The organism is Algorimicrobium algoritergicola, assembly GCF_008086165.1.
GTDB lineage: Bacteria > Bacteroidota > Bacteroidia > Flavobacteriales > Flavobacteriaceae > Algorimicrobium > Algorimicrobium algoritergicola.
Genome location: NZ_VSKL01000001.1, coordinates 1,057,317 through 1,070,701, shown reverse-complemented (window position 1 = coordinate 1,070,701; position 13,385 = coordinate 1,057,317). Strand labels below are relative to the sequence as shown.

Sequence of the window (13,385 nt, the reverse complement as noted above, 5' to 3'; positions counted from 1 at the left end):
TTAATTTACGATTATTTCATCGATAAATGTCCAAGCTGGATTTCCAGAACCTTGTTTGCCTTCCGGAATAATTCCATAATTAGAAATTCTCAATTTTATGAATTGGGTTGTAGCTTTTTGTGTAAACGTGACTGGTGCTAATAAATTTTCTGAAGTTGGAACAGCAACTTCAAAAATTTGGTCATTATCCAGTTCAATTTCTATTTTTTCAGGTGCATAAATCCACTGTCCATTGCCATTATGAAAACGCGTGGAAATAGAACTGATATCGGTTTTAATGCCCAAATCGATTGTGATTTCAACATCTTCGCCCCAAAACCCTAACCATTCTTTATCGCCATAACGTTCATTGCTTCCAGAAACACCATTAACTAAACCGCCTGAACCACTTCCGGTATAAGCATGATGAGGATGTACATCCAAAGTAATTTTATGCCCAAGTGCTTTATGCCAATTAATAGTTTGATTATATGTGGTTCCTAAGGGTTTTTCATTGGCAAAAATTATCGCCTTTATGTTTTCACTTTTAGTAATAGGAATTCCTGTTTTATAAATTTCCGAATTTATAGTCGGCTCAGAACCATCCAAAGTATAATGAATTACTTTTCCAGCAGTTGCCGTTTTCAATTCATACACCGCTTCATTACCATCAGTTACCATGTTACCTTCAATTTCGTATAAGTGATTGGCATAATTAATATCTAAAGCGTCCATGCGTTTATGAAAATTCTCAACCCTAGAAACAAACTCTTTGTATTCTCTATTTTCTGACCCAGACCAAACGACTTCCGCAAGCGCTAATATTCGTGGAAAAACCATATACTCCACTTTTTCGGAAGTTGGGATATATTCCGTCCAAACATTCCCTTGTGCTCCAAGTACATATTTAGCTTCTTCTTCCGTTAACTCATCTGGAATAGGATTTAAACTATACACTTTTTCTAATGGCAAAAAACCACCAATAGCAACGGGTTCATCCTTATTTTCTGATTGGTAATGATCAAAATAAGCATGAGACCCTGGAGTTAAAATAACGTTGTGACCTTGTTTAGCAGCTTCAATAGCACCTTCAAAACCACGCCAAGACATAACGGTAGCATTTGGCGCTAAACCACCTTCCAAAATTTCGTCCCAACCAATAATTTGACGGCCTTTACTATTCAAATATTTCTCAATTCTAGAAATAAAATAACTCTGCAGCTCGTGTTCATCTTTTAAGCCTTCTTTTTTAATTAAAGCCTGACAATGATCGCAGTTTTTCCAGCGTGTTTTTGGAGCTTCATCACCACCAATATGTATATACTTACTTGGAAATAATTCCAAAACCTCATCAAAAACATCTTCTAGAAAGGTAAAGGTTTCTTCTTTCGGACAATAAATATTCTCAAAAACACCACCTTTTGTTGCTACTTTTACTTGTTCGCCTGTACAACCCAATTTCGGATAAGCAGCAATAGCCGCTTGAGAATGACCTGGTAATTCAATTTCCGGAATTACGGTTACAAATCGCGCTGTAGCATAGGCCACAACATCTTTAATTTCTTCTTGGGTATAGAAACCACCATAGCGTTTGCCATCAAATTTTTGAGGTTGTGTGTTGTAATGACCTATGAGTGTTTCATCACGATAGGCTGCAATTTCTTGCAATTTTGGATATTTTTTTATTTCAATACGCCAACCTTGATCTTCGGTAAGATGCCAATGAAAGGTATTCATTTTTAACAGGGCTAACGCATCAATGTATTTCTTGATAAAATTGACAGAAAATAGGTGACGACCAACATCTAAATGCATCCCACGATACACAAATTTGGGTTCATCTTGGATGGTTATGTTTTGGACAATTATTTCGGAATCTGAAAATGAGCTATTTTCTAAACCAACAGGTAATAATTGACGTAAACTTTGAACGGCATAAAATGCACCTTTTCCAGTTTTCGCTTTAATCAGGATGCGGTTTGACGAAACGTTTAGAGTATATCCTTCTTCATTTATTATGGATTCATCTTTTTCAAATACAATATCATTTCCTTGATTTAACTTGAACGCGCTTCCAGATTCAATATAATTTTTCAAAAAATTTCCAGCTACGGAAAATTCTTCATCAAAATTTAAACCTGTGTCATTAGAGAGAATGAAATAACCTTGCTCCATGGTTTGACTTGAAGGGATAGGAATTATTTGTGGTAATGTGGGTTCTATTGTTTTATTAGAACAACTAAAAATGACACTCACAAAAACTAAACAAACTAGGGATGACTTGAACTGCATTTTAGTATATTAGAGGTTTAATATTTCACTAATTTATTACTTATTTACTTTATTTAGATAATAATCTTATAATAAGTTATTACCTAATTTGATTTCAACCGCAAATGAAACACGACCAATTAACGCGTAACTTTTTTTTAGTTTTTTTACTCATACTATTAGGGACTTCATGTAAGAATGAAGAAAAAAAATTAACTAGTCCTGAAAGCGATAAACCTTTAACCAGTTTCGTTAATCCATTTATTGGAACAGGTGGTCATGGCCACACTTATCCTGGAGCCACCATGCCTTTCGGGATGATGCAACTTTCACCAGACACTAGACTGGACGGCTGGGATGGCTGTTCAGGCTATCATTATTCAGATGAATACATTTACGGATTTTCTCATACCCATTTAAGTGGAACTGGTGTTTCAGACTATGGCGATATTTTATTAATGCCAACTAACAACGTCGAATTTAATAATGGAGCCGATGGCAAAAAAGGCTATCGCGCACATTTTTCTCATGATAATGAAATAGCAGAACCTGGGTTTTATAAAGTGCATTTAGATTCTACGAATATTGATGTAGAACTTACCGTTTCCAAACGTAGTGGTATTCATAAATACACATTTCCTAAAAATAGCAAACAGATAGTTATTTTAGATTTAGAGCATCGGGATGAAGTTCTAAACTCCAATGCTACCGTTTATTCCAACACAGAAGTTGGTGGTATTAGACATTCCAAAGCATGGGCAACCAATCAGATGTTATTTTACAATATTCAATTTTCGAGGCCGTTTAAAAACATGGTTTTTTTAAATGATATAGCTGAAGGTAAACACGTAAAGGCAGCTTTTGAATTTGAAGCTAATGAAGGCCAAGTCCTCGAGGTAAAAATCGGTATTTCTGCAGTTGATGAAGTTGGAGCCAAACAAAATTTACAAGAAGAAATTGGCGAAAAAACATTCGACCAAGTCAAAACCGAAGCTCAAAAAACGTGGGAAGCACAGCTGAATAAAATTGTAATAGAAAGTGAAAATGTAGATTATAAAACCAATTTTTATACAGCCCTATATCACACCATGATTGCACCAAACTTATATCAAGATGTGGATGGACGCTATCGTGGAATGGATTTAAAAATTCACCAAACTACAGATTTTGATTATTACACCGTATTTTCACTTTGGGACACCTATCGTGCTGCACATCCACTTTACACCATTATTGAACAGGACAGAACCAACGATTTTATAAACACCTTTTTAGCAAAATATGATGAAGGCGGTATCATGCCGATTTGGGATTTAAGCGGAAATTACACAGGTTGTATGATTGGTTATCACGCGGTTCCAGTAATTGCTGACGCCTATTTAAAAGGGATTAAAAATTACGATATTGAAAAGGCTTTTACAGCTATGAAACACTCTGCCACACGTGATAAATTAGGCTTAAAAAGCTATAAGGAGTTCGGGTTTATTCCTGTGGAAGAAGAAAGCGAATCTGTTTCAAAAACATTAGAATATGCTTATGATGATTGGACCATTGCGCAAATGGCAAAATCCCTAGGAAAAGATGATGATTATAAAACCTATTTAGAACGTGCTCAATATTATAAAAACGTATTCGATCCTGAATCGCAATTTATGCGTGGTCGTTTTAGAAACACCTGGTTTGCGCCTTTTGATCCGTATGAAGTGAATTTTAATTACACCGAAGCTAATTCATGGCAATACAGTTTTTACGTTCCTCAAGATGTATCAGGATTTATGAAATTGCTTGGCGGTAAGGACCAATTAGAAGCACGTTTAGATGAATTGTTTGTAGCAGAATCCGAAACTTCCGGCCGCCATCAAGTGGATATTACAGGGTTAATTGGACAATATGCACATGGTAACGAACCGAGTCACCACATGGCATATTTATACAACTTCGTAAATAAACCACATAAAACACAAGAGAAAATTCATCAGATTCTAACCGAATTATACACCAACACACCAGATGGTATTTCAGGAAATGAAGACTGCGGCCAAATGAGTGCTTGGTATATATTTTCGTCCATGGGATTCTACCCCGTTACACCAGGAAGCAACGATTATATTATAGGAACACCTCTTTTTGAGAAAGCCACCATCAATTTAGAAAGTGGTAAAAACTTCACCATTCTTGCTGAAAATTTAAGCGACACCAATATGTATATTGAAAGTGTTACCTTAAATGATGTGGCGCTCAACCAAACATTCATTACGCATGAAGACATTATAAAAGGTGGTACATTGGTTTTTAATATGACGAGTAAGCCAACGTCTTGGGGAACAGAAGAAGGTCAGGAACCAAAAACAAGTATTGACGAACATCTTATTGTAGCGTCACCATTTATTGCTAAAGGAGATGTCGCATTTAAAGAACAAACGGAAGTGGTTTTAGAAAATGCAGATTCGGAAGCAGCCATTTTCTATCGATTGAATGATGGGAAATTTAAAATCTACGAAACGCCTTTCACGATTTCAAAACCTGCCGTATTAACGGTTTATTCTAAAAAAAACAATCTTAAAAGTGCTGAAATAACGACGCAATTTTATGAAATTGATCCAAACATTTCATTAACATTAGAGTCTGAATATGCCAACCAATATAATGGTGGTGGACCCAATGCGCTTATTGATGGTATAGTAGGCGCTAGAGATTTCAGAACTGGAACATGGCAAGGATACCAAAATAAAGATGTAATTGCTATTGTTGATTTGGCAAGCGAGAAACCTGTAAATTCTGTGACTACCAATTTTCTAAAAGACCAACGCTCTTGGATTTTTTATCCAACGGAAGTGATTTGTCTAGCATCAAAAGATGGACAAAATTATGAAGAAATTGGAACGTATACCTTTGGGGAAACTACACCAACAGATGAAGTGGATATGCAAAGCGTAACATTTAAACAATCTGGCAAAAATTATAGATATATAAAAATCATTGCCAAAAAATTAGGCGAACTTCCAAAGTGGCATTTAGGTTATGCCGATGATGGTAGAAGTTGGTTATTTATTGATGAGATTAGTATTAAATAACAAATTCCTGCGAAAGCAGGAATCTAATAAATGAATTTAACTAAAATATAGATTCCTGCTTTTGCAGGAATATGAAACCTATGAACCATCAAAAATCCTATCGTTCCTCATTTATATTATTAACCATACTATTTTTCCTTTGGGGATTTATTACCGTTTTGGTAGATTCTTTGATTCCACGTTTACGAGAATTATTTACATTGACTTACTTCCAAGCAGGACTGGTGCAGTTTGCATTCTTTGGCGCTTATTTTATACTATCAATTCCTGCCAGTTATATTCTTTCTAAAATAGGCTATAAAAAGGGCATAATTCTAGGATTACTAACCATGGCATTAGCTTGCTTACTATTTTATCCTGCCGCATCATATCGTATGTTTGGTATTTTCATGCTGGCATATTTTATTCTTGCCGCAGGTATTACGGTTTTACAAGTTGCAGCAAATCCGTTTGTGGCTGTTTTGGGTTCAGAAGATGGTGCATCAAGTAGATTAAATTTATCGCAAGCATTTAATTCTCTTGGAACTGCCATTGCACCTATTGTTGGCGCATGGTTTATTTTAAGCGACACTATTAAAACAGAAGATGAAATTACTTCACTAACTGGCGCTGCTAAAGAAACCTATTTAGTTTCGGAAGCATCAGCAGTGCAAACACCATTTTTAGTCTTGGCACTTTTTATTTTACTCATTGCTGGTATTTTTCTATTTGCCAAACTCCCTAAAATGATTAGTGATGAAAGTACGGGAACCTATTCTGGCGCTTTGAAAAACAAGAATTTAATGTTGGGTGTTTTAGGCATCTTCTTTTATGTTGGTGCAGAAGTTGCCATTGGCAGTTATTTAGTCAACTACTTTATGGATATGAATATAGTAGAAGTTATTAAAGAAAATAGCTTTATGAAATCCATAGCTGAGGGTATTCTGAACGCTGGAATTACCGAAAAAGATAGCAAAGCCATTGTTGGAGTATTTGTTGCTTTTTATTGGTCTGGTGCTATGATTGGCCGATTTGCAGGGGCATATTTAACCAAAATTATGAAACCTGGAAAAGTACTTGGCATATTTGCAACCACCGCCATTTCATTAATAATAATTTCAATCAGCACCACTGGTTTATTGAGTATGTGGAGCATTTTGGCAGTTGGATTATTTAATTCCATTATGTTCCCAACTATTTTCGCTTTGGCAATTAATGGTATTGGCGAATTGAAACCAAAAGCATCGGGCTTACTCTGTATGGCTATTGTTGGAGGCGCCATTATTCCGCCTTTTTTCGGTTTACTTACCGATAATGTGGGCTTCAAATCGGCCTTGTTATTTATTGTGATTTGTTATGCCTATATTTTATGGTATGGTTTTAAAAACTCTAAAAACAGATTGCAAGAAATTAATTAAGACCACACTGTTTTTCTTTTGAATTGAGGATAGGTGGTATATTATAAAAAACAACCCGTATGAAACGTAGAAACTTTATAAAAAACGCATCACTTACAGGTGTAGGACTAGCAGTTGGAAATTCTTTGGTCAGCTATGCTGAAACCCCTTTTAAGAATACTTTAAAAAGCACAACCACACTACCTTTAGTTATTGCTACGTGGCATGTTGAAAATGCCACTGGCAAAGCCATGGAAATTTTACAAAATGGTGGAACTGCTTTAGATGCCGTGGAACAAGGCTGTATGGTGGAAGAAGCTGATATAAAAAACAAATCTGTGGGAAAAGGTGGTTTGCCTGATCGTGAAGGAAATGTGACTTTAGACGCCTGCATTATGAATAAAGATGGAGATTGTGGATCTGTAGTTTACCTTCAAAACATTACCCACGCGGTTTCCATTGCTAGAAAAGTTATGGAGGACACGCCCCATGTTATGCTTGCTGGTAAAGGAGCCGAACAATATGCGTATGAATTAGGTTTTAAAAAAGAAAATCTATTAACTGATTCTTCTAAAAAGTCTTGGAAAGAATGGAAAAAGAAATCCAAATACAAACCGATTATCAACATAGAAAACCACGATACAATTGGTATGCTGGCTATTGATAAAAACGGCGATATTTCTGGCGCTTGTACCTCCAGTGGTTTGGCTTATAAAATGGCTGGACGCGTTGGTGATAGCCCAATTATTGGTTCGGGTTTGTTTATAGATAATGAAATTGGTGGCTGTGTGGCTACAGGTTTAGGTGAAGAAGTGGTGAAAACTGTTGGTAGCTTTTTAGTGGTTGAATTGATGCGTCAAGGCAAATCGCCTCAAGAAGCTTGTGAAGTAGCCATTAGTCGTATTGTAAAAAAACCAAATAGTGATTATGAAAATTTTCAAGTCGGCTATATTGCTGTTAACAAGCAAGGGGAAACAGGCAGTTATTCCATTCACCAATGGTTTAGTATGACCAAATTTCAAGATGGTGTAAATGAACAGATTCAGTCGGATTATTTTTTGAAAGAATAATCTCAAGGCGAGGCATTCCAAACTTTATGATTGGAACACCCAACGTAATAATAATATCCTAATTTTTTAAAACCACTTAATCGTTAAGTCTACCAACTTCTGTTTCCAATTATTATAAGGCGGCATCAGCAAATCCACAGCACCAATAGTATGTTGTTTTAAAACCGAACGTTGATTGGTAAATTCGCGAAACCCGAATATACCATGTGATTTTCCAATCCCACTATTATTGGAACCTCCAAAGGGTAAATTATGATTTAAAAACTGCAACAAATTATGATTGACACACGTGCTTCCTGCTCGTGTGTTTTGAACTACATAATCCACTACTTTATTTTTCTTACTGAATATATAAAGTGCCAAAGGTTTTTCGTTTGAATTCACATAATCAACGGCTTCCTCAATAGTTTTATAGGTTTTTAGTGGTAAAATAGGTCCAAAAATTTCTTCCTGCATCAACGTGGCATCTTCTGGAAGTCCACTTACTAATGTTGGCTCAATATAACAGTCTGATGCATTTGTTCTGCCTCCCGATTCAATAACACTTCCTTTTAGTTTCGCATCTTCCAAGCTGTTGGTTAAACGTTCAAAATGTTTACTGTTTACAATGCGACTGTAAGAATCTGAACTTTCAGGATTCTCGGAATAAAAAGCTTGAATTTCTTTTTTGAATAATTTTATAAAATCTAGTTTAAGCGACTCTTGGATTAACACATAATCTGGCGCAATACAGGTTTGCCCTGCATTGGTACATTTACCATAAACGATTTTTTGAACGGCTTTTTCTAAATTAGAAGAATCATCAATGATGGCTGGCGATTTCCCACCTAACTCCAAAGTAACGGACGTTAAGTTTTTAGATGCCGCTTTCATTACAATTTTTCCAACCGCTGGCGAACCTGTAAAGAAAACATGATTAAAAGGCAGTTCTAATAAAGCAGTAGATGTTTCTACTTCACCTTCAACCAAAGCAATTTCATTTTCTTCAAACACATCAGACACTATTTTCGCCATTAATTTTGACGTATTTGGCGTCATTTCCGAAGGTTTCAAAATAACTGTATTGCCTCCAGCAATTGCAGAAACCAAAGGCGCAAACGTTAAATTAATAGGATAATTCCAAGGCGAAATAATTAGACACACACCTTTTGGTTCATTAACAATATAGGAGCTACTTCCTAACATAGAAATGGGTGTGGCCACTTTTTCGTTTTTTAACCAGGATTTAAGATTGGCAATGGCGAACTTTATCTCATCTACAACAGGATAAATTTCAGTTAAATCGGTTTCCAAATGCGGTTTTTTGAAATCTTGATACAGTGCTTCGCGAATGTCTTGTTTATACGTTTTTTCTAACGCATTTTGTAAACGCTTCAATTTGGCAATACGCTCTTTATGAGATGTATTGCCAATTTTAAATTGATGTGCTTTTTGCTTTTGAAATAATTCTAAAAAAGGATTTTCTTGACTCATATAATTATTAATCGGCATTAAAAGGTTCGCCTTTGGAATCTTGTTCTTTAAATTTCTGAACGAGTTCCAAAGCATCTGGAATTACATCGCTACATAATATGATTAACGAATCTTTAATCGCATTATTAACGGCAAAGGTTATCGCTTCTTTTTCTGAAGGAATTATGGTTGTCTTCTTATTCGGATCTTTCGATTGAATACCTTCATTTAATAAATTAATAAGCTCTTCTTCCGTTCTTCCACGTAGACGTTTATCTTGGCGGATGATAATTTCATCAAACATATCAGCAGCAATACTTCCTATTTGGTTCGTATCTTCATCACGTCTATCTCCTACTCCTGCAATAATTCCCACTTTTACAGAACACTCCATAGTATCTGTAAATTTCTTTAAAGCCAACATTCCAGCCGGATTATGTGCATAATCTAATAGAATAGTAAAATTTTTAAATTCGAATAAATTCAGACGACCAGGTGTTTGTGTAGCTGAAGGTATAAAGGTTTCTAAACCAGCTTTCATATCTTCAATACTGATACCTTGAACGTGTGCCCCTAAAATGGCAGCCAAAACATTCTGAATCATAAATGGCGCTTTTCCTCCATAGGTTAAAGGAATATTTTCAGCTTTCATGATGCGCATTTTCCATTCACCACGACAAATAGTTACATAACCATCTTCATAAATAGCGGTAATCCCGTTTAAGCGTTGCATGGCTTTAATTCTCGGATTATTTTCATCCATAGAAAACAAGGCAACATGACAATTTACTGAACGACGCATATCATAAACCAAATCATCATCTGCATTTAAAATAGCATAGCCATCTGGTAAAACGGTTTCCGGAATAACACCTTTAGCTTTCGCTAATTGTTCAATAGTATGAATACCTTTTAGGCCTAAATGATCAGCGGCCACATTGGTAACAATACCAACATTACATTTTTTAAAACCGAGTCCAGCACGCAATAAACCACCTCTTGCACATTCTAAAACAGCAAAGTTTACTGTAGGATCTTTCAATACAAATTCTGCACTTGCAGGACCTGTACAATCGCCCGTCATGAGTAATCGGTTTTGAATATACACACCATCACTAGTAGTGTAACCAACCCGATAACCTTTCATTTTTGCAATATGTGCCATTAATCGTGTGGTGGTAGTTTTACCATTAGTTCCTGTAATAGCAATAATTGGAATTCGTCCCGTATCGCCTGGATTAGGGAATAATTTATCAATAACATGACCTGCAACATTTCGTGGCAAACCTTTGGTTGGCGCCAAATGCATTCTAAATCCTGGACCAGCATTAACTTCTAAAACAGCACCTCCAGTTTCTGAAAGTGGCTGGGTAATATCCGTTGTCATGACGTCAATACCACAAATATCTAAGTCTATTATTTTTGAAATACGTTCAGCCATACTCACATTGGCCGGATGCACAATATCGGTAACATCTTCAGCAGTTCCGCCAGTACTTAGATTAGCCGTATCTTTTAAAATGAGCATTTCATCTTTAGGAATCACGGAATCTACCGTATAACCAGCATCTTTAATAATGTTTTTTGTTAAATCGTTTATGGTGATTTGCGTCAATACATTTTCATGACCATACCCACGTCTTGGATCTGAATTAACGATATCTACCAATTCTTGAACGGTTGATTTTCCATCACCAATTACATGTGCAGGTGTTCGTTTAGCTGCTGCTACTAATTTGTTATTAATGACTAACAATCGATAATCCTCACCTGTTATAAATTTCTCAACGATAATCGCTCCACTTTTAGAGCTTTCTTTTGCATGATGAAAAGCCACTAGTGCATCATCGTAGTTCTGAATATCCACTGAAATACCACGACCATGATTGCCATCAACTGGCTTAATAACTAAAGGATATCCAACATAACGACAAGCTTCCTCCAAGCTGCTTTCACGACGAATAATATCACCTCTTGGCACCTCAACTTCTGCTTGTTCTAAAAGAAATTTGGTGTCTTCTTTATCACAAGCTAATTCCACACCAATACTACTTGTTTCAGAGGTAACTGTTGCTTGAATTCTTTTTTGATTGGCTCCATAACCTAATTGACACAAGGAATATTTATTTAAACGAATCCAAGGAATACCACGAGCTTGTGCTTCTTCCACAATAGAGCCAGTACTTGGACCTAACCTATCACTTTCACGCAACTCACGCATGTGTTGAATATCATCTGTCATATCGTAATCTTCGCCTGCAATTAAAGCTTCACAAATATCTACAGAAGCTTTTGCTGCGTAGCGCCCAACAGATTCTTCCATGTAAGCAAAAACCACGCTATAAACACCATCTTCACCATAACCACGTGTTCTACCGAAACCTACGTCCATGCCTGCAAGTGTCTGAATTTCAAGAGCAATATGTTCAATAATATGACCCATCCATGTGCCATCCTTTACACGCTGAAAAAAGCCACCAGCTTCACCAACCGAACACCGATGCTCATACATGGTTGGAAACATTGCTGTTAGTCGTTCATAAAATCCATCGATTTTATTAGATGGCTTTTCCTCCATTTCTTGAAGGTCTAAAACCATAACTATTAATTTATGACGACGTATAGACCAATAATTTGGACCCCTCATAGCATTGATTTCTCTTATTTTCATGTAAAGTGTTATTTAGGTTGGAAAATGAATAGTGATAAATATATAATTTTTTAACTAAATAAGTTTAGTTTTGCAATCTGATTTTATATAATCATATTATAACGGCAAATTAATGAGCATGCAACAAATAAAAGGAACACTAATTCCAATTGGTGGAAATGAAGATAAGGGGTTTGAAGAGGATGAAATTCATAGGTTAGATTACGTAGAAGAAGGGATTCTAGCTCATGTTGTTGATGAAGCCGGAGGGAAACAAGCTAAAATAATTGTGATTCCAACTGCATCTAGTATTCCAGTGGAAGTGGGTGAGAATTACTTAGCAGCATTTGCTACTTTAGGCTGCAAAAATGTTACGGTTTTAGATATCAGATCACAAGCAGATTCTGAAAAATCAGATTTCATTAATCATATTAAAACTGCCGACTGTATCATGTTTTCTGGAGGTGATCAATCAAAAATAGCTAAACACATTGGTGGTTCAACCATCCATACTGTTTTATTGGAACGTTACAAAAACGACGAAGACTTTGTTATTGCTGGAACGAGTGCTGGCGCCATGGCCATGTCTAAAGAAATGATTGCTGGCGGAAGTGCTGCAAAATCATTTGTAAAAGGTGCTGTGAAAATGCGCAAAGGATTAGGTTTAATTCCAGAATTAGTAATCGACACACATTTTATTCAACGTGGACGTTTTGGACGAATTACGGAAGCTATAGCCAAATTTCCAGAAGCTACAGGTTTCGGTTTAGCGGAAGATACAGGTATGATTATAAAAAACGGTGAAAACTGTACCGTAATTGGTTCAGGAATGGTTATTGTTTTTGACGGCAAAACACTCACTCTCAACAATCAACGCGTATTAGATGAAGGCACGCCAATGACTATGGCAAATTTAACCCTTCACATTTTAGCCAATGGTGATCAATATGATATTACAAATCATAAAGTAACGGTACTACCTATAGAAGCTGATTTTATATAAGTTGGATTCCCGTTGCAATTCTATTTTTAAAATAATTTTTACTTTAAAATTGTAACAAGTTGTTTTTAAGCACTACTAACTATTAGAATTAACTAAAAACTATCAAGCCATGTTTAAAAAATTATTATTAATTTTATTTATTAGCAGTATTTTTATTAGTTGTAAAAAAGAAACAGACACAAAACCAGCGTTCGTTAAATTAGAATACAATACTAGCGAGGAAGATTTTTTAAAGTCTATAACTATTGGTGATAACGCCGAAGTTTTTATGAAGGCTAAAACGAATAAATTTTTAAATAATACAACTATGGTCAATACTTTAGCCTTACGTATTTATTTTGATGAAAATGAAAATTTAAGCGAAGTACTTTTAGATTCAGAATTTCAAAATCTGAAAAGCCAAGTTCAATCAGGCATATTAAACTACGATGCGTACGATCTGTTTCTTCTTGAATTTTACAAAGACAAGACCCTATTTGCAAAAAAGGAAGAGGCTTTTAAATAAGAAGA

Annotated in this window: 8 protein-coding genes; 5 read left to right on the top strand and 3 right to left on the bottom strand. The window is 35.7% G+C overall.

The genetic code is table 11. The annotated features are described in order from the left end of the window. Entirely contained in the window at positions 1-2,271 is a 2,271-nt protein-coding gene (locus tag ES675_RS04965) for a beta-N-acetylhexosaminidase (RefSeq protein ID WP_066249022.1), read from the bottom strand. 104 nt (positions 2,272-2,375) lie between these two features. On the opposite strand from ES675_RS04965, the gene ES675_RS04960 reads away from it, so the two are divergent. From ES675_RS04960 to ES675_RS04950, 3 genes are all read left to right on the top strand, one after another. Further along, positions 2,376-5,324 carry a GH92 family glycosyl hydrolase gene (locus tag ES675_RS04960; RefSeq protein WP_148367284.1) on the top strand — a complete coding sequence of 983 codons (2,949 nt, stop codon included), beginning with the start codon at positions 2,376-2,378 and terminating at the stop codon, positions 5,322-5,324. An 80-nt stretch (positions 5,325-5,404) separates the two neighbouring features. Continuing rightward, on the top strand, positions 5,405-6,721 hold the full coding sequence (locus ES675_RS04955) for a sugar MFS transporter (protein WP_066249090.1): 1,317 nt from the start codon (positions 5,405-5,407) through the stop codon (positions 6,719-6,721). A gap of 59 nt (positions 6,722-6,780) precedes the next feature. Next, the gene (locus ES675_RS04950) at positions 6,781-7,770 is read left to right on the top strand and encodes a N(4)-(beta-N-acetylglucosaminyl)-L-asparaginase (RefSeq protein WP_066249018.1); all 990 of its coding nucleotides are present in this window, start codon (positions 6,781-6,783) and stop codon (positions 7,768-7,770) included. 66 nt (positions 7,771-7,836) lie between these two features. Here ES675_RS04950 and ES675_RS04945 read toward each other — a convergent pair whose 3' ends face one another. Both ES675_RS04945 and cphA read right to left on the bottom strand, forming a co-directional pair. Continuing rightward, a complete protein-coding gene (locus ES675_RS04945; protein ID WP_082985867.1) occupies positions 7,837-9,243 on the bottom strand; it encodes an aldehyde dehydrogenase family protein in 1,407 nt (468 codons plus the stop codon). Between the two features lie 7 nt (positions 9,244-9,250). Continuing rightward, on the bottom strand, positions 9,251-11,893 hold the full coding sequence (gene cphA, locus ES675_RS04940; protein ID WP_066249012.1) for a cyanophycin synthetase: 2,643 nt from the start codon (positions 11,891-11,893) through the stop codon (positions 9,251-9,253). A 118-nt stretch (positions 11,894-12,011) separates the two neighbouring features. On the opposite strand from cphA, the gene ES675_RS04935 reads away from it, so the two are divergent. Together ES675_RS04935 and ES675_RS04930 are read left to right on the top strand one after the other, a co-directional pair. After that, on the top strand, positions 12,012-12,875 hold the full coding sequence (locus ES675_RS04935) for a cyanophycinase (RefSeq protein WP_066249085.1): 864 nt from the start codon (positions 12,012-12,014) through the stop codon (positions 12,873-12,875). Positions 12,876-12,984: 109 nt separating this feature from the next. Continuing rightward, positions 12,985-13,380, top strand: a complete 396-nt coding sequence (locus ES675_RS04930) for a hypothetical protein (protein ID WP_066249007.1) — start codon at positions 12,985-12,987, stop codon at positions 13,378-13,380. The last annotated feature ends 5 nt before the right edge of the window (positions 13,381-13,385 follow it).

Excerpts from the sequence above, each read along its gene's own strand:
- ES675_RS04965 (WP_066249022.1), bottom strand. The coding sequence starts at position 2,271 with ATGCAGTTCAAGTCATCCCTAGTTTGTTTAGTTTTTGTGAGTGTCATT.
- ES675_RS04960 (WP_148367284.1), top strand. The coding sequence starts at position 2,376 with ATGAAACACGACCAATTAACGCGTAACTTTTTTTTAGTTTTTTTACTC.
- ES675_RS04955 (WP_066249090.1), top strand. The coding sequence starts at position 5,405 with ATGAACCATCAAAAATCCTATCGTTCCTCATTTATATTATTAACCATA.
- ES675_RS04950 (WP_066249018.1), top strand. The coding sequence starts at position 6,781 with ATGAAACGTAGAAACTTTATAAAAAACGCATCACTTACAGGTGTAGGA.
- ES675_RS04945 (WP_082985867.1), bottom strand. The coding sequence starts at position 9,243 with ATGAGTCAAGAAAATCCTTTTTTAGAATTATTTCAAAAGCAAAAAGCA.
- cphA (WP_066249012.1), bottom strand. The coding sequence starts at position 11,893 with ATGAAAATAAGAGAAATCAATGCTATGAGGGGTCCAAATTATTGGTCT.
- ES675_RS04935 (WP_066249085.1), top strand. The coding sequence starts at position 12,012 with ATGCAACAAATAAAAGGAACACTAATTCCAATTGGTGGAAATGAAGAT.
- ES675_RS04930 (WP_066249007.1), top strand. The coding sequence starts at position 12,985 with ATGTTTAAAAAATTATTATTAATTTTATTTATTAGCAGTATTTTTATT.